The organism is Azospirillum oryzae (assembly GCF_900177515.1).
Classification (GTDB): Bacteria; Pseudomonadota; Alphaproteobacteria; order Azospirillales; family Azospirillaceae; genus Azospirillum; species Azospirillum oryzae_A.
The window spans coordinates 698,291-718,974 of sequence record NZ_FXAK01000005.1 but is presented as its reverse complement, the minus strand read 5'-3'; the positions used below and the strand labels follow the sequence as shown (position 1 = coordinate 718,974).

The window sequence follows — 20,684 nt, the reverse complement described above, 5'->3', positions numbered from 1 at the left end:
GGGTGATGCAAGGAGCCATGCGCTTCAGGATTCTTGGAATCCCCCTCACCCTCCCCGCGCCTTCGGCGCGGGTCCCCTCCCTCTCCCGGGACGGGAGAGGGATATCCTCCGCAAAGGCGCGCAAGCGATCACGGAAGGGCCAGGACACGGCGGGCCTCCGGCAGTCGTCCGTTTTCGATCAGCATCGAGGCGTAGTCGGCCCTCAGTTGGCGGTCGGCCGGGCGGCGCTTGCGCAAGGTCTCGAACAGCGCGACGGCGTCGTCGACCTTGCCCAGCCGGTTCAGCAGATTGGCCTCCGTCTGGACCGCCGCGTCGCCGCGGCCGGCACGGTGGCGCAGCTGGGACAGGGCGGTGCGGTAGAAGGGAACCGCCGCGGTCGGGCGTTTCAGCGCGGTCAGCGCCTCTCCCAGGAAATAATAGGCCTCGTAATCGTCGGGGCCGGTCGCGACATAGCGGCGCAGCAGCCGTTCGGCGTCGGCCAGGCGGTTCTCGTCATAGGCCAGCATGCCGAGCTGGCGCAGCGCATCGGCATCCTCGGGCTTGCGCGCCAGCAGGGCGGTCCAGGCCTGGGCGGCGGCGGCGCGCTGCCCGGTCTGCTCGGCGAGGCGGGCGTAGCGGCGCAAACGGTCGGGGGCGGATTCCTCGGGCACGGCGGTGCGCAGGGCCTGGGCCAGTTCCTTGCCCTTGCCGGCCGCGGCCAGCGCCTCGATGTAGGGGGTTTTCAGCGCCGGCTGGGCCGGGGCGGCGCCTTGGCCGCCGAGCCCGGCGATGACGCGGCGCCCGCCGCCATACTCGGCGAGACGGTCATACCATGCCGCCTGCTCGGCCGGGCTGGACGCCGCCTTGGCCCGCGCCTCGATCCAGTCCAGGCCGACGGCAGGCGGGCGCGGTCCCCAGAGATAGGCGAGCTGCCGGAAATCCTCGCTCTGCGGACCCTGCCCCGCCGCCAGCCGCTGCAGAACCTGCTCCGCCCCCGTTTTGTCGCCGAGCGCCAGCAGGGCGGAGACCGGTTCCCGCCGTTTGTCGGCAGGCAGACGGTCGTCGGTGGCGCGCGCCAGCAGATAGCGGCGCAGCTCGGCCTTGCGGCCCAGTTTCGTCAGCGTGTCGCGGTAGAGCGCTTCCTCCGCCTCGGCCAGCGGGGCGGCAGCGACCCGGCTCTGCAGCAGGGCGGCGAGGTCGGGCAGCGCGTTGGCCTTGGCCGCCGCATCGGCATACACACCGAGCCAGTCACCGCCCTGGCTCTCCGCCCAGCCGCGCAGCAGGGGCAGCGCCGCGCGGTAGGCCTTGTGGTCCAGCAGCATGGTGACGATGGCCTGCTGTTCGGCATCGGACAGGTTGCCCTTCGCCAGCTTGACGGTCAGGTGACGGGTCAGCTCCTCCGAGCGGCCGGCGCCGGCCAGGGCGGCGATATAGGCGGCCTCCACCTCCGTGCCGCCGTCGGCAAGCAGGGGGGACAGCAGCGGCAGCGCCTCCGCCGGCTTGCCGGTGGCGGTCAGGGCGTTGGCGAGGGCCAGACGGCTGCGCGGCGACGGGTCGAGCGCAAAGGCGCACTGCGAGGCGGCAAGGGCCAGCGCCGCCGCGGCGGGAGAGTCGGCGACACGTTCGGCGGCGCTGCCGGCGATGTCCTGCAACAGGCCGAGCGGCAGCTTGGGCTGTCCGGCCAGCCACGCGGCGACGGCGGCGGGATCGCCGGCCTTGGCGGCCAAGCGCGCCCAGCCCTGCGCGGCGGCCGGCGACGGCGTGGCCTGCCTCCGCGTCTCGAACCAGGAAAGCCCGGCCGGGGCGCGGTCGAGGTCGATGAACAGGGCGGCAAGCTCCTCCAACTGCTCGTCGGGAATGGCGCCGGATAGCGGCAGCCGGCCGAAGGCGGCGATTGCCGCGCCATGGCGCCCGGCACGGTCGAGGATGCGGATGGCCGCCAACTGGTCGCCGGGAGTGAGCGCGCCGCCGGCAAGGCCGCGCTCCGCCCAGCCCGCCGCGGCGGCTGGGTCGCCGCGGCCGAGCGCGATGTTGGCGGCCAGCAGCGGGTAATCGTCCAGGAATTCGTCGCCCAACTCGCGATAGAGACGGTCGGGAAAGCTGCGGTCGCCGTCGCGCAATGCGCCTTCCGCCAACCCGGCGAGAACCCAGCCGGGAACCAGATGCAGGTCGCGCCCCTTGGTCGCCGTCAGCGCCGCAGGGAGCATGCCGGCATTCACCTCCAGCGCCATCAGCCGGCCGAACTGGACATCCTCGACCGGGCCGGGCAGCGCCGACAGGCGGGTCCGCGCCTCCTCCCGGCGGTCGGCGGCGATCAACAGGTCGATGTAGGTCCACTCCAGCGCCAGCACAGGATTGCGCCCCTTCACCTGCGGTTCGATCAGCCGCAGGGCGAGGTCGGGGCGGGACGCCGCGGCAAGCTGGCTGGCCAGACCGATCATGTCGGCAACTGTGGGGTTCTCGCCCAGCCAGCGCCGGGCGCGGTCGAACGCCTCCTCCTCGCGGTCGAGGTCGATCAGAAGGCTCATCAGCAATTCGCGGCTGTCGGGCTGCATCTCGCCCTTGGCGCGGTCGTCGGCGCGCAGGAGCCAGTCCACCGCGCCGGCATGGTCGCCGCGCGCCGCCAGCAGCGCCGCCAGTTCCTGCGGAGCCTCGGCATCCTCGGGACGCAGGGCGCAGTAGCGGGCCAGCGCCTCAACCTTCAGCGCCATGCGGTTGCGGAAGCCGGCGGCATAGGCGAGGTCGCGGAACAGGTCGGCGCTGTGGCGCAGCTCCGCCAGGGCCTTCAGGTTTTCCAGATAGTCGCCGGGACGCTGCGCATCCTGGTAGAGGCGGTTCAGCAACTCCCGCGCCTCGACGGAAGACGGCTCGGCAGCGACGAATTCCTCGGTCAGGGCGATGGCGCGGTCGACGTCGCCCTGGGCCAGCGACAGCCGGGTCAGCGGCATCACCGTGGTGCCGCTGCGGTCGCCGGCGGCGTAGCGCTGCTCGTAGACCGCGCGGGCGCTGTCATAATCACGATCGCGGAACTTCTGCAGCGCAAGCTCGCCGCTGTGCGGGATCAGCAGCAGGCTGGCGCCGATGCCCACGAGCAGCACCAGCAGGACGACGAGGATGTTCGCGCGCATCGCCGCCCTACCCCGCCGTGGCTTCGGCCGGGCGAAGCCGCAGCAGCAGCGGCGCGATGGCGGACACCGGCACCGTCAGCGCCAGCCGGCCGTCTGCATCCGCATCGGCGCTGCCCGACCACAGCCGGCTTCCGTCGCGCTCCGCCGTGATCGTCCAGCGGCCGGGGCGCGGCACATGCCAGACCATCGCGCCCTCGCCATAGCCGGTGGCGGCGACGCGGAAGCCCTGCCCGTCCGCGGCAAGGGCGGAAAAGGTCCAGCGCCCCTGGACCAGATAGGGCGTAGCTGCGAGCGGGTCGCGGTCGGCGCGGTCGGTCTCCGTCAGCGCCACCACCGGCTCCGCCGCCGCCGGGTCGAGCGCGACATAGAGGCCGCCCTGGCTGTGGCGCTGGCCCAGCACGCCGCTGGACCGGGCGAAATCGACCGCGCTAGTGCTGGCATGGTCGAAGCGCAGCGTGTTCAGCGCCCCGCGGTCACGCACGCGCCAGCGCCGCCCGCCGTCCGATCCACCCTCTAACGGCTCGAACCGGGTGGTGTAGAAGCCCTCGGCGATGCGGGCGTAGGTGGAGGCGGCGACCGGCGCCAGTTCCTGCCCGCGGGCGGCGGTCAGCACCGAAACCAGCGCGTTCAGGCTGGCCGCCTTCTGGCCGCTATACATGTGGTAGTAGACGTTGAAGGGCTTCAGCCGGATCGGGCTGCCGGCGTGCCGCATCGTGTTGATCAGATTGCGGTAGCCGTAGAAGCGGCCGGTCCACAGCTCGGTATAGGTGTTCTCGTTGCTGCCGGCGGCGTAGATCTGACGCTCCGCCCCCACCGGCAGGCCGATGGGCGGCAGGCCGGTGATGGAAGGAAAATCGGCGTCGAAACGGGCGTCGCCGCCGTTGATGTTGACCCCGCCCGCCTTGCGCACCGCGGCCAGCGCCGCCTCGAACGGCGAGGTGTCGCCCGACCATTGCACCAGCACCGCCCGCTTTCCGGCCGGGGCCAGCCGGGTGAAGTAATCCAGCGCGCCGGCGATCTCCTGATCGAGGTCGAAGGGCTGCTGCAGATAGGCGCGCGGTACGGCGTAACGGCCGATGTCCGACACCTCCCCCGCCTCCTCCGCCGCATGCTCGTCGGCCTTGCCGGGGCGGTAGCTGCTGTCGCGGTTGAGGAAGGGCGCCTCGTTCTGCCGGCTGTAATCCTTGAAGAAGGACCATTGGAAGGGGTGGGTCCAGGTGTGGCTGGAGGGCTCCACCTGCGGCAGGGCGAACAGCTTCTTCGCGGCTTCCAGCGACTCCGGCGTGCCTTTCCAGGTCGGGTCGAGGTCGCCGACGATGGGGGCGACGCTGACCGGCAGGTCGGGAAACGGCTCGATGGCGGCGGTGCGCACCATGTCGGCGGACAGCACGCGGCGGGCGGCATAGGGGGCCACCTCCGTCACGTTGCGCCAGCCGTCGCCGTCGATGTGGCTGAAATAGATGCGCCGGCCCGACAGGGTGGTGACGTCGGGCTTCGGCAGGTCGTCGGTGGCGAAGCTGTCGCGGAAGAAGGCGAAGGGATCGACGATCCATTGCCGGCGGTTGAACTCGGCGTCGAAATAGCGGCTGTAGCCATCGGTCACCAGACCGCCGGCCGGGCCGGTGACCACCAGATGGCTGTCGCTCGCCGGGTCGTCGCCGCGCCGCATCACCAGATGGGAGGCGAAGCGCCCGTCGGTCTTGCGGAACAGCGGATAGCCCGGCAGCACCCCCGATAGCGGCCGTTCGAAGCCGATCATCCCGTCGGCCAGGACCGGCTTGGATTTGTAGGTCAGGTCGGAATAGCCGTCGTCGTCGCGCAGCCCGAAGCGGGCGAAGAAGCGGTTGGACAGCGCCAGCGGCACCGGCTTGCCGCCGCGCTCCAGCCGCACCCCCGACTGGCCAAGCACGGCGAAACGGACGCCGCGGTCCATCGCTTTGCCGGCCCAGGCGATGTAGGCGCCGACGTCGGTGAAAGGCTCCCCCGCGAACCAGGTGACGACGCCGCGCAGGTCGGGATAGCGCGACAGGTCGGGCAGCCCGTCGGCGACGTTCCAGTAGACGACCGACAGGCCGAGATGGTTCAGCGGCAGTTCCACCATCGTGTGGATGCGGCTGAGGCGGATCGTGCTTTCCTCGCGCAGGTCGACCAGCGCCAGGATGGTGCGCGGCACCGTCTGCTGGGCCGTGGCGGCTGGCACGGGCGAACTGGCGGCGAGGGCGGGAAGGACCATGGCGGGCAGGAGCAGGCCGAGGGCGAGGGCTGCTGCCTTTAATGCGCACTTGCTCCAACCCGGGAAGATCTCCCTCTCCCCCCCGGGGAGAGGGTCGGGGTGAGGGGGATGCACAGCGTGCCTATTCCGAGAATCCACGCCGCGCGACCCCCTCACCATAACCCTCTCCCCGGGGGGAGAGGGGATCTCGTCATGCGTTGTATAAAGCCCCTCACCGCGGCGGCTCCGGGATCAGGCGGTCGAGTTCGACCGTCGAGACGTAGGGGGAGAAGCCGTTGGCGCGCTGCAGGTCGTAGATCGCCCTGACGCCAGCCGCGTCGGTAGGATCCCAGTAATCCAGGGTATGGATGGACAGCCGCGGATTCAGCGCCCCGGCGACCTTCAGCGCCTCCACCTGGAACCGGTAATCCTCGGCGCTCTGGCGGTGTGGGCGTTTGGCGGCGAAGTCCCAGCCGGCATAGACGCTCTCGCCCAGCACATGGGACAGCAGCGGGGCGGTCTGCGGCAGGATTTCGTAGCCGCGGTTCTGCATCAGGCCGATGTCGGGCCAGTTGCGGCGGATGGCGCGCACCAGCGCCGCCGCGGCGTCGGTCATGCCGCGCCAGCGCTTGGCGTCGGTGCGTTCCAGATGCGGCGGGTTGTCGAGCGTGTCGAGGAAGACGCCGTGGAAACCCTGGCGCAGGATGGCGGGGACCAGTTCCTCCACCACCAGCTTGACCCAGCGGCGGTCGCGCAGGTCGACATAGAAGCTGCCGGGCCAGTTGGGGTTTTCCTGGTCGAGGATTCCCCAGCCCTTCACCCGGTCGAACCAGGGGCGGTGCGTCTCCACCTCCCCCACGCTGAGATAGCCGAGCAGAATCTTGCCGCGGTCGGCCAGCGGCGACAGCGGCGGACGGGTCCTGCTGTCCAGCACCAGAAGCCGGTAGGGCTGGAAGGCCGACAGCGGGGCCGCGTCGGCGTAATAGACCGCCCAGGGATCGGATGCAGCGGTAATTTGGCCGGCATCGGCGGCCTGCAGGGGCCTGTTGGGCAGCGCCAGCAGCGCCGCACCCGACATCAGCCCTCCGGCGACAGCCCGCCGCCCGATCAAACCACCGGTCACGCCACCCCTATCCTTTGCTCAACGCTCTCTTGCTCAGCCAAGCCACGCCAGCGTCTGGCGCAGCCCGTCCTCCAGCGGCGTGTCGCAGCTCATCCCGAAGGCGGCGACCAGTCGCGACGGATCGCCGATCGACACCCGGATGTCGCCCGGCCGCGCCGGACCATGGCGCCGGTCGAGCAGCCGGCCCGACAGCTCCGCCAGAACCTCCGCCAGCCGGTTGACCGAGGTCGGACGGCCGGTGCAGACGTTGTAGACGGGCGCGCCGGACTGCGGATGTCCCATCGCCGCGGTCAGGTATCGCACCAGATCCTTTACAAAAATAAAATCCCGCACCTGCTCGCCGTCGCCGTTGATGGTGATCGACTCCCCCCGGGCGATCTTGCCGGCGAAGATGGAGATGACGCCGGAATAGGGCGACTTCGGGTCCTGGCGCGGGCCATAGACGTTGAAGAAGCGGAAACCGGCGGTGGGCACGCCGTGGACGCCATCAGCCACCCGCGCATGCAGCTCGCAGCCCAGCTTGTCGGCGCCATAGGCCGACAGCGGGCGGGTCGCCGCATCCTCGGTCAGCGGCATGTTGGGGTTGTCGCCATAGACGGCGGCGGAGGAGGCGTAGACCACCGGGACGGGACCGGCCGGGTTGGCGCGGCGGGCGGCGTCGAAGACGGCGATGGTGCCGGACAGGTTGGCATGGTGGGTTTCCAGCCACGCTTCGCGCGAGCGGTCAACGGAAGCGACTGCGGCCAGATGGAAGCAGCCGTCAACGCCGGCCATCGCTCCCTCCACCGCGGCAGGATCGGCCACATCGCCGACGGTGACCGCCACGCCGTCCGGCAGGTTCTCGCGCTTGCCGGTCGACAGGTCGTCGAGCACCCGCACCTCGTGTCCGGCCGCCAGCAGCCGCTCGATCAGGTGCGAGCCGATGAAGCCGCAGCCGCCGGTAACAAGATAACGCGCCATCCCCGCGGCTCCTCCGCCTTTGCCTTGTGATTTTTGGTGATACGCGAAGTCAGGGCCGCCGGATCAGAATCCGCGGCTCAGGTGCCGAGGAAACCGGCGACCGCTGCCTGGAATTCCTTGGGCTTGATCGGCTTGGACACATGGCCGTCGAAGCCGGCCTCGGCCAGCCGGCGCTTGTCGGCGGGCGTCGCGAGGTTGGTGACGGCAATGACCGTCGTGGCGGCGAGATCGGCATCGGCGCGGATCTGGCGGATCAGCTCCAGCCCGGACAGACCGGGCATGACGATGTCCATCACCACCAGATCGGGCGCCATGTCGCGCATCAGGTCCAGCACCGACAAGGCGTCGGACGCCTCGACGACGGTGAAGCCGCCTTCCTCCAGGCAGCGGACGAACAGCTTGCGCATCAGCACATTGTCCTCGACCACCAGGATCGTCCGCGTCTTTTCGACCGTGTCCACCATCTCGCCATCCGACCATTGTGGCGTGAGCGGCATGGCCGGCGGCGGGTATGGCGCGACACGCGACCCTACGCTGCACATCCCCACCGGTATTCACGCATTTTTTGCTGTGTAACGCTTTCGATCGACGCGGTCAAGCCGGCCGAAGGCGCGGCGGGACAGCCGGACTCCGGGGCCATCTACAAGAACCGATATGCGAGATTTCTTTACAGGATCTTTATGCCGGGGCCGGAAATCCGCATCGACCCTTTACGCAGCCCTGCGCAATTGAAGGGGCACGCGCAACAAGGGAGGGCAACCGCGTGCTCGACATTCTATTCCTGGCCGTGGCGCTGGCTTTTTTCGGGCTGAGCGCCGCCGCCGTCCGCGCCTTCGACCGGCTGTGAGCGGGAAAGGCAGAGGGACCATGACTTTCGATCTCATCCTGGGCGGGCTGGTGGCCGTGGGGCTGCTCGGCTACCTCGGCTACGCCCTGATCCGTCCCGAGCGGTTCTGAGGAGAATTTTCCGATGGACACAGCGGACATCCTTCAAATCATCGTCTTCTGCGTGCTGCTGGTCGCGCTGACGCCGGTCGCCGGGGGCTATATGGCCCGCGTCTTCAGCGGCGAGCGGGTCCTGCTCGACCGCGTTCTCGGCCCGGTCGAACGGGGCATCTACCGGCTGTGCGGCATCCGACCAGACCAGGAACAGCATTGGACGGCCTACGCGCTTGCCATGCTGGCCTTCAACCTGCTGGGATTCCTGCTGCTGTACGCGCTGCTGCGTGCGCAGTCCTGGCTGCCGCTGAACCCGGCCGGGATGGCGCCGGTGCTGCCGGACCTCGCCTTCAACACCGCCGTCAGCTTCATGACCAACACCAACTGGCAGGCCTATGGCGGCGAGAGCACGCTGAGCTACCTGAGCCAGATGGCCGGGCTGACGGTGCAGAACTTCGTGTCGGCGGCGACCGGCATCGCCGTGCTGGTGGCGCTGATCCGCGGATTCGCGCGGCGGTCTGCCCGCACGGTCGGCAACTTCTATGTCGATATGACGCGCGCCACGCTCTATGTCCTGCTGCCCATCAGCATCGTCACCGCGCTGGTCCTGGTCAGCCAGGGCGTGCCGCAGAATCTGGACAGCTATACCGTCGCCCATACGGTGGAGGGGGGCCGGCAGGTGATCGCCCAAGGGCCGGTCGCCTCGCAGGAGGCGATCAAGCAGCTGGGGTCCAACGGCGGCGGGTTCTTCTCCGTCAATTCCGCCCATCCGTACGAGAACCCGACGCCGCTGGCGAACTTCGTCGAGATGATTTTCCTGCTGCTGCTCGCCGCCGGGCTGACCGACACCTTCGGCCGGATGGTCGGCGACCGGCGCCAGGGCTGGGCGATCTTCGCCGCCATGGGCATCCTGTTCCTCGCGGGCCTCGGCGTCGCTTATTGGGCGGAGCTGCAGGGCAATCCGGCCGCCATCGCCGCCGGGTTCGATCCCGCCGCAGGGAACATGGAGGGCAAGGAGGTCCGCTTCGGCATCGTCAATTCGGTGCTGTGGGCGGTGGCGACGACCGCCGCCTCCAACGGGTCGGTCAACGCCATGCATGACAGCTTCATGCCGTTGGGCGGCATGGTGCCGATGGTCAACATGATGCTGGGCGAGGTGGTGTTCGGCGGGGTCGGCGCCGGGCTGTACGGCATGCTGATCTTCGTCCTGCTCGCCGTCTTCATCGCCGGCCTGATGGTCGGCCGCACGCCGGAATATCTCGGCAAGAAGATCGAAGCGAAGGAGATCAAGCTGGCGATGCTCGCCACGCTGACGCTGCCGCTGGGCGTCCTTGGGTTCTCGGCGCTGACGCTGGTGCTGCCGGCCGGGCTCGCCGGCATCCAGGATCCGGGGCCGCATGGGCTGAGCGAGGTGCTGTACGCCTACAGCTCCGGCACCGGCAACAACGGGTCGGCCTTCGCCGGCTTCGGCGCCAACAGCCTGTACCACAACACCACCATCGCGCTCGCCATGCTGCTCGGCCGCTTCCTGGTGATCCTGCCGGTGCTGGCGATCGCCGGCGGGCTGGCGGGCAAGCGGGCGGTCCCGGCGTCGGCCGGTACCTTTCCGACCCATGGCGGGCTGTTCATCGGGCTGCTGGTCGGCATCGTGCTGATCGTCGGCGGACTGACCTTCTTCCCGGCGCTGGCGCTGGGGCCGGTGGTGGAGCATCTGATGCTCGGCACCGGGACCTTCTTCTGAGGATGCCACCGATGATGCACCGCACTTCGGAGATTTCCCTGTTCGACGCCCGGATCGCCGCTCAGGCCGCCGGCGTCGCCGTCCGCAAGCTGGACCCGCGCGAGCTGGTCAGGAACCCCGTCATCTTCGTCACCGCCGTGGTGGCCGTGCTGTCCACGGTTCTGGTCCTGCGCGATCTGCTTGGAACCGGCGGGTCCGGCGTCGGCGTCTCCGGCCAGATCGCCGCGTGGCTGTGGTTCACCGTGCTGTTCGCCAATTTCGCCGAGGCGGTCGCCGAGGGACGCGGCAAGGCCCAGGCCGCCAGCCTGCGCAAGACCAAGACCGAGACCGCCGCCAGGAAGGTTGCCAGTGCCGACGCCACCACCCACCAGTCGGTGCCGGCGGCCAGCCTGCGCAGCGGCGACCTCGTGCTTGTCGAAGCGGGCGACGTGATTCCCGGCGACGGCGACGTGGTGTCCGGCATCGCCACGGTGGACGAAAGCGCCATCACCGGCGAATCCGCCCCCGTCATCCGCGAGTCCGGCGGCGACCGCTCGGCGGTCACCGGCGGCACGCGGGTGGTGTCGGACCGCATCGTCGTCCGCATCACCGCCAATCCGGGCGAAAGCTTCCTCGACCGCATGATCGCGCTGGTCGAGGGCGCCAAGCGGCAGAAGACGCCGAACGAGATCGCGCTGAACATCCTGCTGGCGGGCCTGTCCATCATCTTCCTGCTGGTGGTGATGACCCTGCCCGCCTTCGCCGATTATTCCGGCGCCGCCATCCCGGTGGCCTTCCTGATCGCGCTGCTGGTGACGCTGATCCCGACCACCATCGGCGGCCTGCTGTCCGCCATCGGCATCGCCGGCATGGACCGGCTGGTCCGCTTCAGCGTCATCGCCAAGTCCGGCCGCGCGGTGGAGGCGGCGGGCGACGTCGACGTGCTGCTGCTCGACAAGACCGGCACCATCACGCTGGGCAACCGGCAGGCGGCGGAGTTCATACCGGTCGGCGGCATCGCCGAACGCGAACTGGCCGAAGCCGCCTTCCTGTCCTCGCTGGCCGACGACACGCCGGAGGGCAAGTCGATCGTGGCGCTGGCCCGTCAGCGCTTCGGCTTCGACGCCTCCTCGCTCGACCGCGGCGGCCTGACCTTCATCCCGTTCACCGCCCAGACGCGGATGAGCGGGGTGGACGTCGCCGCGACGGACACGCGGATCCGCAAGGGGGCGCCGGACACGATCATTTCGATGATTGGCAGCGCCGGCCGCGACCTGACGCTGGCGGTGGAGCGGGTGGCCAAGGCCGGCGGCACGCCGCTGGTGGTGGCGCGCGACGGCCGGGCGCTGGGCGTCGTTTATTTGAAGGACATCGTCAAGCCCGGCATCCGCGAGCGGTTCCTGACCCTGCGCAGCATGGGCATCAAGACGGTGATGGTCACCGGCGACAACCCGCTGACCGCCGCCGCCATCGCCGCCGAGGCCGGTGTGGACGATTTCCTGGCCGAGGCGACGCCGGAAAAGAAGCTGGAGCTGATCCGCACCTATCAGGCGGAGGGGCGGCTGGTCGCCATGTGCGGCGACGGCTCCAACGACGCGCCGGCCCTGGCCCAGGCCGATGTCGGCGTTGCCATGAACACCGGCACCCAGGCGGCGCGCGAGGCCGGCAACATGGTCGATCTGGAAAGCGACCCGACCAAGCTGATCGAGATCGTCATGATCGGCAAGCAGCTGCTGATGAGCCGCGGCGCGCTGACCACCTTCTCCATCGCCAACGACGTGGCGAAGTATTTCGCCATCATCCCGGCGCTGTTCATCGCCGCCTATCCGCAGCTGCAGGCGCTGAACGTCATGGGTCTCGCCAGCCCGCAGAGCGCCATCCTGTCGGCGATCATCTTCAACGCGCTGATCATCGTCGCGCTGATCCCGCTGGCGCTGAAGGGCGTCGCCTACCGCCCGGCGGATGCGGCCAGCCTCTTGCGGCGCAACCTGCTGATCTACGGCCTCGGCGGTCTGGTGGTGCCCTTTGCCGGCATCAAGCTGATCGACATGGCCATCACCACGCTCGGCCTCGTGTGAGGAGCCTCATCGCATGACCAGGGAACTTCGCCCGGCCTTCGTCCTCATCGTCGTGATGACGGTGCTGACCGGCCTTCTCTACCCGCTGGCGGTCACCGGCGCCGCGCAGCTGCTGTTTCCGGCAAAAGCCGGCGGCAGCCTGATCGAGCGCGGCGGCAGCATCGTCGGCTCCTCGCTGATCGGGCAGTCCTTCGCCGGGGAGGCCTATTTCCACCCGCGCCCGTCGGCGGCCGGCCAGGGCTATGACGCGGCGAACAGCGGCGCCGGCAATCTGGGCGCGACCAACAAGGCGCTGGTGGAGGCGCAGGCCAAGGCGATCGCGGAGCTGCGGGCGGCCAATCCCGACGCGCAGGGTCCGGTGCCGGCCGATCTCGCCACCGCGTCCGGCAGCGGCCTCGACCCGCACATCTCGCCGGCCGGCGCGGCCTTCCAGGTGGAGCGCGTCGCCAAGGCCCGCAACCTGCCGGCCGAGCGCATCCGCGCCCTGGTGGCGGAGTTCACCGAGGGCCGCCAGCTCGGCCTGTTCGGCGGGCCGCGGGTTAATGTGCTGTTGCTGAATCTGGCGCTCGACGAACGGTTTCCTGCGGGACAGTTGAGCAGCCGTTGAGCGGCGGCCGTCGCGCTTGACCACGCACGCACGAAAAAGCCGCCCTCCCCTGCGGGAGAGCGGCTTTTTTCATGGCAGACGACGTGCTCAGTGCTGCATCTCGCCCATCTGCTTGCGGCTGTCGCCGGTCTTGTCCTTGATGATGCTGTCGTCGGGCTTGCCTTCGACTTCCAGGATGCCGATCAGGCCCTTGGTGGCGCGGCTCAGCGCATGGTCGACCAGGGCGTATTTGCCGGGATAATCGACCTTGAATTCCACCATGGTGGCGCCGCCGGGGGCGACGGTGACGGTCTGGATGCCCTTCGACGGCTCGCTTTCCAGGCCGCCCAGGTTATAGACCTTGTCGAAGATCTCGCCGATGACGTGGAAGGACGAGGTCAGGTTCGGACCGCCGACGCCGAAGAACAGGCGGACCGTCTCGCCGACTTTGGCCTTCAGCGGCTTGTCCTTGGTCAGCGCACCGACGGTGCCGTTGAACACGAGGTAGCTCGGACGCTCGTTGACGAGGCCGTCATAGTCATCCTCGGCATTCGCCAGGTTCTTGGCCTTGGTGGCATAGATTTCCTGCTGCATCACATAGAATTCGTGATCGACCGGGGCCAGGCCGGCTTCGGGTTCCACCACGATCAGGCCGTACATGCCCTTGGAGATGTGGTGGGCGACCATCGGCGTGGCGCAGTGGTAAACATAGACGCCCGGGGTCAGCGCCTTGAAGCTGAAGGCCTTGGTCTGGCCCGGCTCCACCTGGGTGATCTGGCCGCCGCCGAGGAAGCCGGTCGCGGCATGGAAGTCGACGGAGTGGTTCATCGTCGATTCCGGCGCGTTGGAGATCGAGACATCCACCGTATCGCCGACCCGCACCCGCACCATCGGGCCGGGAACCGTGTTGTTGAAGGTCCAGTAGGTATAGCTGGTGCCGTCATCGAGCTTGGATTCGACCTCGGTCGTCGTCAACTGCACCTTATGGGTCTTCGGCGCCCGCTTGCCGGCCTTTTCCGGGGCCGGAACGGCGGCGGGGTCCTGGACGACGCTGAGCGTGGGCTGCTTGACCTTCGGGTCGGCATAGAGCGTGTCGGCCGCCGAAGCGGCGCCGATACCGGACAGGAGCATCAGAGCGGCGGCGCTGACGGTGACGAGGGAGAGCTTGGTCTTCATGGCGTCGTCTCGGCTGGATGTTTCTTGTGAGGGAATATTCCTCCCATCCCCGATGCCTCTGCTTGACCGTCGTCAAGTGAAGGACTTGAACGCTATTTTGTCGCAGTCCGCCTTTATTTCCTTACAAACTGTGATGACTTTGCGTTTTCAGGATTTCGGCCGAAATGCGACGCAGATCTGCGGATCGGTTTCGATCCGGCCGGCGCCGATCAGGTCCAGGCAATAGGGGATCGCCGGAAACACCGCCATCAGGCAATCATGGATCGCCGACGGTTTGCCCGGCAGATTGACGATCAGGCTGCGGCCCCGGATGCCGGCGGTCTGGCGCGACAGGATGGCGGTCGGCACGACCCGCAGGCTGACCGAGCGCATCAGTTCGCCGAAGCCCGGCATCATCTTGTCGCAGACCCGCTCCGTCGCCTCCGGCGTCACGTCACGCGGGGCGGGACCGGTGCCGCCGGTGGTCACCACCAGATCGCAGCCGGCGACGTCGCACAACTCGGTCAGGGTCGCGGCGATCAGGTCCAGCTCGTCCGGGATGACCCGCGCCTGCGCCACCCAGGGGGAGGCGATGATACGCGTCAGCTCATCCCGGATCGCCGGGCCGCCCTTGTCCTCGTAGACGCCGCGGCTGGCGCGGTCGGAGATGGTGACGATTCCGATTTTTACGGGGCCGATCTTAACCGGTTCGCTCATGGTCGATGGTCCTTTATCGCTCAGGCGGCGCAGGCGACCTGCCGGTAGAGCGCCGGCAACGCCTTGGTCAGGTGGGAAACCTGCGGGAATATGGCATAGGCGCCGCGTCCGAACAGATAGGGGATGTAGTCGCGGGCCTGCGCATCGACGGTGATGGCGAAGACCGCCAGCCCGTCGCGTCGCGCCTCACGGATCGCCTGCCGGGTGTCCTCGATGCCATAGCGGCCTTCGTAATGGTCCACGTCGTTGGGCTTGCCGTCGGTCAGCAGGACCAGCAGCCGGTGGCGGTTCGGCCGGTCGGCAAGCTGGGCGGTGACATGGCGGATCGCCGCCCCCATGCGGGTGTAATAGCCGGGCTTCAGCGCCCCGATGCGGCGGGTGACGGCGGCGCCCAGCGGTTCCTCGAAGCCCTTCAGCGTCTGCACCCGCACCCAGTCGCGTCGGCGCGAGGTGAAGGAATAGAGCGCATGGTCGTCGCCGCAGGCCGTCAGGCCGTGGGTCAGCGCCAGCAACGCCTCCTTCTCCACATCCAGGACGCGGCGGCCCTCGATCCAGCCGTCGGTGGAGAGCGAACCGTCGACCAGCACCGCCACCGCCAGATCGCGGGCGGCGCTGCGCACCTGCTGGTGCACGCGGTCGCTGCCGCAGCCGCCGGCCTGGAGATCGGCCCGGCTGCGCACCAGGGCGGCCAGATCCAGCTCGTCGCCGTCGGGCTGGCCGGTGAACAGCATGCGGCGCGGGCGCAGCGCCTCGAACTGGCGGCGGACCTGACGGATGCGGCGTTGCGCCGCGGCGTCGGGCTGCCAGGACTCGCCCTCGGCCGGCGCCGTCTCGGCGATCACCCGGCAATGGTTGGGGAGATGGGCCTGCCGGCCATGGTCCCATTCCGGATAGCTGAGGGTCGCCGCGAGCGGCGTGTCGTCCACCGCCGGCGCGCCGAGGTCGAGGTCGAGCTTCAGCGTCGTCGACGCCTTGCGCTGGTGCGCGCCGACCGCGATCTCGTCGAGGTCGTCGGCGGCCTTGCGGGCATTCTCCGCGTCGTCGTCATCGACGGCACGCGGGATGTTCAGCGCCTCGGCGAGGCTCAGCATCTTTTCGAAGCGGTTGAGGATCAGCGGATCGGTGCGCTGGATCTGGTCGGTCTGGCGGCGGGTCGCGGCGCGGCGGCGCTGGTCGCCCTCCGCCGCCTGCCCGCCTTCGCCGGGGCTGTCCACCGCGGCGGCGGCATTGTGCCCGGCACTTGGCGACACCTGCCCCCACAGCGGCACCGGCAGCATGCGGGCATAGCCGTAGGGGGCGGTGAAGTCCGACAGCGGGACGGTGGGCGCCAGCATGCGCGCGCCTTCACTGGTGACGGCGCCGGCGCCGAGCAGCGCCAGGACGGCACGCTCGACATCCGCCTCCACCGGCGGAAGGCGGCGGGCCGGCCGAGTGACGGCGACGGCACGGGACAGTTCCTCGTGCATGGCTGACAGGCCGGGCCAGCGGGCCAGCACCCGCACCGTGGTCGCCGCCGCGCTGCGCAGCGACTGCAGGTCGGCCTGCAGCGGGTCGGCGGGCACCGGCTCGGCCTCGGCGGCATGGGCGAAGAAGGCGGCGAGCCATTCATAGAGCCGCTCGTTCAGCGCCGGATCGGGGAACAGGTCGATGGTCGTCGGCAGTTGCAGCACATTGCCGTCCAGCGCCGCCCGCTCCACCCGCTCCTCCCCCAGCCCGATGCGGCCGAGCAGCGACAGCCGGTGCCCCGACACCGCCGCGGTCCCGGCGGCAAGCCGCACCCCGCGGTCGCCGCCCAGCGCCCGGAAGAACACCGCCAGCCGCGGGCGCATGGCCTCCAGCTTCACCGCGGCGTCCGGATGATGCGGGTAGCTCGACCGTCCGCCGATCAGGCGGTGCCACAAACGGCCGACGGTCTCTTCCGGTTCGAAGAACTCCAGCATGACGCGCTCCCAGATAGCGGCTTTCATCGGCCGCCGTTACATCTCCGAGCCGGCGGCAATCCCCTCTCCCCGGGGGGAGAGGGGATTCTGCGGTCCCCCGGCCGTCCCTATCCCAGCGTGACCTCGGCCACGCGCAGCAGGGCGGCGCGGATGTCCGGATCGTCGGTCAGCGGTTCGATCAGGGCGGCGCGGATGGCGCGTTCCGGCTTCATGCCGGAGCGGATCAGCGTGGCGCAGTAGATCAGCAGGCGGGTCGACACGCCCTCTTCCAGATCCTGGCCCTTCAGCGCGCGCAGCGCGTTGGCGAGGCGGACCAGCGGGGCGACGCGGTTTTCGGGCAGGCCGCTTTCGGTGGCGACGATGGGGATCTCGCGTTCGGGCGACGGGAAATCGAACTCGACGGCCAGGAAGCGCTGGCGGGTGCTGGGCTTCAGCGCCTTCAGCACATTCTGGTAGCCGGGGTTGTAGGACACCACCAGCATGAAGCCCGCGGGCGCCTCCAGCGTCTCCCCGGTGCGGTCCAGCGGCAGGATGCGGCGGTCGTCGGTCAGCGGATGCAGCACGACGGTGACGTCCTTGCGCGCCTCCACCACCTCGTCGAGATAGCAGATGGCACCCTCACGGACGGCGCGGGTCAGCGGCCCATCCGCCCAGACCGTATCGCCGCCTTTCAGCAGATAGCGGCCGGTCAGGTCGGCGGCGGTCAAATCGTCGTGGCAGGACACGGTGTAGAGCGGCCGGCCCAGCTTGGCGGCCATATGGGCGACAAAGCGGGTCTTGCCGCAGCCGGTCGGCCCCTTCAGCAGAAGCGGCAGGCGGTGGGTGTAGGCATGCTCGAACAGCGCGCACTCGTCGCCCGTCGGCTGATAGTAGGGCAGATCGGCGCCGGCGGCGGCTTCAGGCACGACGGTAAACGGGGCGGCGCTGCGGATCATATGACACTCCTGGAAAACGGACGGCCCCCGCCGCGGATGAGGGACGGGGGCCGGAGGTTCGAGGCTTACTCGGCCGCCTGCAGGTTGCCGGCGACGGCCGCCGGACGCTCCTCGCGGGCCGGGCCGAAGACGGCATAGAGGTAGACCAGCACGCCGATCCCGACGGCGACGCCGCCGCCCAGACGCAGCCAGTAGAACATGGCGATCTGCTCCTGCACCTCCATGTAGCCCAGCCCCATCACGCGCTGCAGGTGGGTCTGCACGATGCCGGCGGCGGTCAGGGCGAAGGTCATGAAGGCCATGCCGCCGCTCATCAGCCAGAAGCTCCAGATGTTGAGGGTCTGGTTGTAGGGCGCCCGGCCGCGCAGGTAGGGCATGGCGTAGGTGATGATGGCGAGGTTGATCATCGCATAGGCGCCGTAGAAGGCGAGGTGCCCGTGCGCCGCGGTCACCTGGGTACCGTGGGTGTAGTAGTTGATCGGGGCCAGCGTGTGCAGGAAGCCCCACAGCCCGGCGCCGAAGAAGGCGAAGACCGCGCAGCCCAGCGACCACAGCATCGCCGCCTTGTTTGGGTGACGACGGCCGCTCTTCCACACCATCATGAAGGCGAAGACGACCATGGTGAAGAAGGGGGCGACTTCCAGCGTGGAGAACAGCGAGCCGATCCACTGCCAGTAGCCGGGCGTGCCGATCCAGTAATAATGGTGGCCGGTGCCGAGGATGCCGCTGAACAGGGCGAGGCCGACCATGGCATAGAGCCACTTCTCGACCACTTCACGGTCGACGCCGGTCATCTTGATCATCAGGAAGGCGAGGATGGAGGCCAGGACCAGTTCCCACACGCCCTCGACCCACAGATGGACGACGTACCACCAGTACATCTTGTCCAGCGACAGGTTGGCCGGGTTGTAGAAGGAGAACAGGAAGAAGAGCGCGATGCCCCACATGCCCACCAGCAGGATGTTGGTGATGACCGTGCGGCGGCCCTTCAGCACCGTCAGCGTGACGTTGTAGAGGAACATCAGCGCCACGACGACGATGGCGGCCTTGATCCACATCGGCTGTTCCAGGAACTCGCGCCCCTCATGGATGCGGAAGACATAGCCGACGACGGCGGCCAGCGCGCCGAAGACGAACAGGCTGAGCTGGATCAGCGCCAGCTTCGGGCTGTGCAGCTCCGTCTCCGCCTCTTCCGGGATCAGGTAGTAGGCGGCGCCGAAAAAGCCGATCAGCAGCCAGACGATCAACGCGTTGGTGTGGATCATCCGGATGACGTTGAAGGGCAGCAGCTCCGACATCGTGTTGGGCAGCACATAGACGGTGCCGGCCAGGAGACCCACCAGGATCTGCACACCGAACAGTCCCATGGCCGCCGCGAAGTAATAGAGGGCGACTTTTTGCGATTCGTACTTCATGACGGAAATCTCCTCAGCCCGACAGCTTGGGCGGCCAGTTCTGGGTGTTGATGCGGCTGGTCCATTCCAGGAAGGCGGCGAGATCCTCGACCTCTTTTTCGGTCAGGTTGAACTGCGGCATCTGGCGCCGGCCCTCGATCCCGGAAGGCTGGGCCGCCATCCAGCCTTTCAGCGCCATCACGGCGCCCTCGGGGTCCTTGTCGCCGCCGTAGCGGAGCCAGACATTGCCCAGTTCGGGGGCGAAATAGGCGCCCTCGCCCAGCAGCGTGTGGCAGTTGATGCAGGAGTTCTTCTCCCACACATGCTTGCCGCGGGCGACCGCCTCGGTCAGTCCCTTCTTATCGGTGCTGGTGTTGACGATGTAATTGTGGCTGAGCGCGGTCATCGCGACGAATGTCGCGAAGAAGAACAGCGATCCGCCGTAGAAGATGTTTCGCGCGGCCGCCTTGGTGAAGCGTTCGGTCATCGCTCGGGATCCCTGGAAATCTCGATCTGTCGGTCGAGTGGGGGTCGGTTCGGGAGGCGTTGGGTGCGCGAAGCCGGAGGGTCTGAAGCCGGGCGTCGCAGCGTCTTACCGCCACGGGTCGGGCGAATAATTGACCGTGGCGGAAGGTCATTCCTTGACCGCGGTCAAGCCGGCCGGCGGTGCACGGGATTATCGTTCGCACACGTGATGACAAGGTTTGGACACGGGGACTTGGGTATGGCCGACATCGAGATGACGGGCCTGGAACTGACGCGATCCGAAGAACGGGCGGTCGGCCTCGCCGCCCTGCCCGGTAACCTGATGATGTGGATCCTGATCTTCAGCGAACTCGCGGTGTTCGGCGCCGCCTTCATCGGCTTCGCCATCGCCCGCGTGCTGGACCCGGCGATCTTCGCCGCGGGTCAGGCCCATCTGAACGGCACGGCGGGGGCGCTGAACACCATGGTGCTGGTGACCAGCGGCTATCTGGCCGCCCGCGGCGTCGCCGCCGGCCGGCGCGGCGCGGTGGCGCAGGCGCGGCGGGCGATGCTGATGGCGGCGGCGGTCGGATCGGTGTTCCTGGCGGTTAAGGCGATGGAATATTCGGCGACGCTGGGCGCCGGCCTGACCATCGACACCGACAGCTTCTTCACCCTCTATTTCCTGCTGACCGGCTTCCACGCGCTGCATGTGGTGCTGGGAATCGTCATCCTGCTGCTGGTCAGCCGGTCCGGGCGCGACACGCTGGTGGAGAATCTGGAGACCGGGGCGGCCTTCTGGCACATGGTCGATCTGGTCTGGGTGATCCTCTACCCGCTCGTCTATCTGATCCGCTGAGGAGACCGGCCATGACGCATTTCAAGAAGATCGACCGGCTGACGCTGTCCTGGCTGGTGCTGATGGGATTGACCGCCATCACCCTGCTGTTCGCCCGCCATGGCGACGCGGGCGGCAGCGTCGGCATCGCCGGCGCGGCGCTGCTGCTGGCGCTGGCCGTGGCGAAGGGACGGGAAATCCTTCTGCATTACCTGGAATTGGATCAGGCCGGCCCGGGCTGGCGGCTGGCGATGACCGGCTGGCTGGTGCTGCTGTGCGGGGCCATCCTGCTGGTCACCGCCGCCGGCGCGCTGGGCTGGATCGGCCCGCACTGATAAAGACCAGGGGATATCGCCATGACCGAAGCCAAGCTCGGACTGATCCTGACCAGCGTCGCCGTTACCGTGGTGGCGGTGGCGCTCTACCGCCAGCGCGCGCTGGGGCGCAACGGGCTGGTGACGGTGATCGCCGCCACCGCCGCCGTCTTCGCCGCAATGTTCTTTACCCAGTGATCC

At 68.8% G+C, this 20,684-nt stretch carries 18 protein-coding genes; 7 read left to right on the top strand and 11 right to left on the bottom strand.

The window, feature by feature from the left end; translation table 11 throughout:
* Nucleotides 1-128: 128 nt before the first annotated feature.
* From B9N97_RS11590 to B9N97_RS11570, 5 genes are all read right to left on the bottom strand, one after another.
* Complete coding sequence (locus tag B9N97_RS11590; RefSeq protein WP_085086437.1) at nt 129-3,107, bottom strand: tetratricopeptide repeat protein; 2,979 nt, start codon at nt 3,105-3,107, stop codon at nt 129-131.
* Between the two features lie 7 nt (nt 3,108-3,114).
* Nucleotides 3,115-5,307, bottom strand: a complete 2,193-nt coding sequence (locus B9N97_RS11585) for a polysaccharide deacetylase family protein (RefSeq protein ID WP_244560677.1) — start codon at nt 5,305-5,307, stop codon at nt 3,115-3,117.
* A 244-nt stretch (nt 5,308-5,551) separates the two neighbouring features.
* Nucleotides 5,552-6,442 (bottom strand): endo alpha-1,4 polygalactosaminidase, encoded by an 891-nt coding sequence (locus B9N97_RS11580; RefSeq protein ID WP_244560676.1) that lies wholly within the window; start codon nt 6,440-6,442, stop codon nt 5,552-5,554.
* A gap of 33 nt (nt 6,443-6,475) precedes the next feature.
* On the bottom strand, nt 6,476-7,402 hold the full coding sequence (locus B9N97_RS11575; RefSeq protein ID WP_085086431.1) for an NAD-dependent epimerase/dehydratase family protein: 927 nt from the start codon (nt 7,400-7,402) through the stop codon (nt 6,476-6,478).
* Nucleotides 7,403-7,479: 77 nt separating this feature from the next.
* Entirely contained in the window at nt 7,480-7,866 is a 387-nt protein-coding gene (locus B9N97_RS11570; RefSeq protein WP_085086429.1) for a response regulator, read from the bottom strand.
* Nucleotides 7,867-8,269: 403 nt separating this feature from the next.
* Here B9N97_RS11570 and B9N97_RS11565 point away from each other — a divergent pair, with 403 nt between their 5' ends.
* The 4 genes from B9N97_RS11565 to kdpC are packed head-to-tail and all read left to right on the top strand — an operon-like array spanning nt 8,270 to nt 12,746.
* Complete coding sequence (locus B9N97_RS11565) at nt 8,270-8,359, top strand: K(+)-transporting ATPase subunit F (protein ID WP_085086427.1); 90 nt, start codon at nt 8,270-8,272, stop codon at nt 8,357-8,359.
* Between the two features lie 13 nt (nt 8,360-8,372).
* A complete protein-coding gene (gene kdpA / locus B9N97_RS11560) occupies nt 8,373-10,082 on the top strand; it encodes a potassium-transporting ATPase subunit KdpA (RefSeq protein ID WP_085086425.1) in 1,710 nt (569 codons plus the stop codon).
* A gap of 11 nt (nt 10,083-10,093) precedes the next feature.
* Entirely contained in the window at nt 10,094-12,139 is a 2,046-nt protein-coding gene (gene kdpB / locus B9N97_RS11555) for a potassium-transporting ATPase subunit KdpB (RefSeq protein WP_143266611.1), read from the top strand.
* 13 nt (nt 12,140-12,152) lie between these two features.
* The gene (gene kdpC / locus B9N97_RS11550) at nt 12,153-12,746 is read left to right on the top strand and encodes a potassium-transporting ATPase subunit KdpC (protein ID WP_085086423.1); all 594 of its coding nucleotides are present in this window, start codon (nt 12,153-12,155) and stop codon (nt 12,744-12,746) included.
* Nucleotides 12,747-12,833: 87 nt separating this feature from the next.
* Here the strand turns inward: kdpC and nirK are convergent, their stop codons facing one another.
* The 6 genes from nirK to B9N97_RS11520 form a co-directional block, all read right to left on the bottom strand.
* Nucleotides 12,834-13,901 carry a copper-containing nitrite reductase gene (gene nirK / locus B9N97_RS11545; protein WP_085086421.1) on the bottom strand — a complete coding sequence of 356 codons (1,068 nt, stop codon included), beginning with the start codon at nt 13,899-13,901 and terminating at the stop codon, nt 12,834-12,836.
* A 147-nt stretch (nt 13,902-14,048) separates the two neighbouring features.
* Nucleotides 14,049-14,597 (bottom strand): molybdopterin adenylyltransferase, encoded by a 549-nt coding sequence (mog, locus tag B9N97_RS11540; protein WP_085086419.1) that lies wholly within the window; start codon nt 14,595-14,597, stop codon nt 14,049-14,051.
* A gap of 20 nt (nt 14,598-14,617) precedes the next feature.
* A complete protein-coding gene (locus tag B9N97_RS11535; RefSeq protein ID WP_085086417.1) occupies nt 14,618-16,537 on the bottom strand; it encodes a nitric oxide reductase activation protein NorD in 1,920 nt (639 codons plus the stop codon).
* 107 nt (nt 16,538-16,644) lie between these two features.
* Complete coding sequence (locus B9N97_RS11530; protein WP_085086415.1) at nt 16,645-17,472, bottom strand: CbbQ/NirQ/NorQ/GpvN family protein; 828 nt, start codon at nt 17,470-17,472, stop codon at nt 16,645-16,647.
* A gap of 65 nt (nt 17,473-17,537) precedes the next feature.
* Nucleotides 17,538-18,887 (bottom strand): cbb3-type cytochrome c oxidase subunit I, encoded by a 1,350-nt coding sequence (locus B9N97_RS11525; protein ID WP_085086413.1) that lies wholly within the window; start codon nt 18,885-18,887, stop codon nt 17,538-17,540.
* Nucleotides 18,888-18,900: 13 nt separating this feature from the next.
* Nucleotides 18,901-19,353 carry a c-type cytochrome gene (locus B9N97_RS11520; protein WP_085086411.1) on the bottom strand — a complete coding sequence of 151 codons (453 nt, stop codon included), beginning with the start codon at nt 19,351-19,353 and terminating at the stop codon, nt 18,901-18,903.
* Between the two features lie 237 nt (nt 19,354-19,590).
* Between B9N97_RS11520 and B9N97_RS11515 the strand changes: the two genes are divergently transcribed.
* Genes B9N97_RS11515 through B9N97_RS35600 form a run of 3 tightly spaced genes read left to right on the top strand, consistent with a single transcriptional unit; the run spans nt 19,591 to nt 20,681 of the window.
* Entirely contained in the window at nt 19,591-20,190 is a 600-nt protein-coding gene (locus B9N97_RS11515; RefSeq protein ID WP_085086409.1) for a cytochrome c oxidase subunit 3, read from the top strand.
* Between the two features lie 11 nt (nt 20,191-20,201).
* Nucleotides 20,202-20,504 (top strand): cytochrome C oxidase subunit IV family protein, encoded by a 303-nt coding sequence (locus tag B9N97_RS11510; RefSeq protein ID WP_244560675.1) that lies wholly within the window; start codon nt 20,202-20,204, stop codon nt 20,502-20,504.
* A 21-nt stretch (nt 20,505-20,525) separates the two neighbouring features.
* A complete protein-coding gene (locus tag B9N97_RS35600; protein WP_167393274.1) occupies nt 20,526-20,681 on the top strand; it encodes a hypothetical protein in 156 nt (51 codons plus the stop codon).
* The last annotated feature ends 3 nt before the right edge of the window (nt 20,682-20,684 follow it).

What these genes read in the sequence shown, in the direction of transcription:
- B9N97_RS11590 (WP_085086437.1), bottom strand. Translation starts at nt 3,107, where the DNA reads ATGCGCGCGAACATCCTCGTCGTCCTGCTGGTGCTGCTCGTGGGCATC.
- B9N97_RS11575 (WP_085086431.1), bottom strand. Translation starts at nt 7,402, where the DNA reads ATGGCGCGTTATCTTGTTACCGGCGGCTGCGGCTTCATCGGCTCGCAC.
- B9N97_RS11570 (WP_085086429.1), bottom strand. Translation starts at nt 7,866, where the DNA reads ATGGTGGACACGGTCGAAAAGACGCGGACGATCCTGGTGGTCGAGGAC.
- B9N97_RS11565 (WP_085086427.1), top strand. Translation starts at nt 8,270, where the DNA reads ATGACTTTCGATCTCATCCTGGGCGGGCTGGTGGCCGTGGGGCTGCTC.
- kdpA (WP_085086425.1), top strand. Translation starts at nt 8,373, where the DNA reads ATGGACACAGCGGACATCCTTCAAATCATCGTCTTCTGCGTGCTGCTG.
- kdpB (WP_143266611.1), top strand. Translation starts at nt 10,094, where the DNA reads ATGATGCACCGCACTTCGGAGATTTCCCTGTTCGACGCCCGGATCGCC.
- kdpC (WP_085086423.1), top strand. Translation starts at nt 12,153, where the DNA reads ATGACCAGGGAACTTCGCCCGGCCTTCGTCCTCATCGTCGTGATGACG.
- nirK (WP_085086421.1), bottom strand. Translation starts at nt 13,901, where the DNA reads ATGAAGACCAAGCTCTCCCTCGTCACCGTCAGCGCCGCCGCTCTGATG.
- mog (WP_085086419.1), bottom strand. Translation starts at nt 14,597, where the DNA reads ATGAGCGAACCGGTTAAGATCGGCCCCGTAAAAATCGGAATCGTCACC.
- B9N97_RS11535 (WP_085086417.1), bottom strand. Translation starts at nt 16,537, where the DNA reads ATGCTGGAGTTCTTCGAACCGGAAGAGACCGTCGGCCGTTTGTGGCAC.
- B9N97_RS11530 (WP_085086415.1), bottom strand. Translation starts at nt 17,472, where the DNA reads ATGATCCGCAGCGCCGCCCCGTTTACCGTCGTGCCTGAAGCCGCCGCC.
- B9N97_RS11525 (WP_085086413.1), bottom strand. Translation starts at nt 18,887, where the DNA reads ATGAAGTACGAATCGCAAAAAGTCGCCCTCTATTACTTCGCGGCGGCC.
- B9N97_RS11520 (WP_085086411.1), bottom strand. Translation starts at nt 19,353, where the DNA reads ATGACCGAACGCTTCACCAAGGCGGCCGCGCGAAACATCTTCTACGGC.
- B9N97_RS11515 (WP_085086409.1), top strand. Translation starts at nt 19,591, where the DNA reads ATGGCCGACATCGAGATGACGGGCCTGGAACTGACGCGATCCGAAGAA.
- B9N97_RS11510 (WP_244560675.1), top strand. Translation starts at nt 20,202, where the DNA reads ATGACGCATTTCAAGAAGATCGACCGGCTGACGCTGTCCTGGCTGGTG.
- B9N97_RS35600 (WP_167393274.1), top strand. Translation starts at nt 20,526, where the DNA reads ATGACCGAAGCCAAGCTCGGACTGATCCTGACCAGCGTCGCCGTTACC.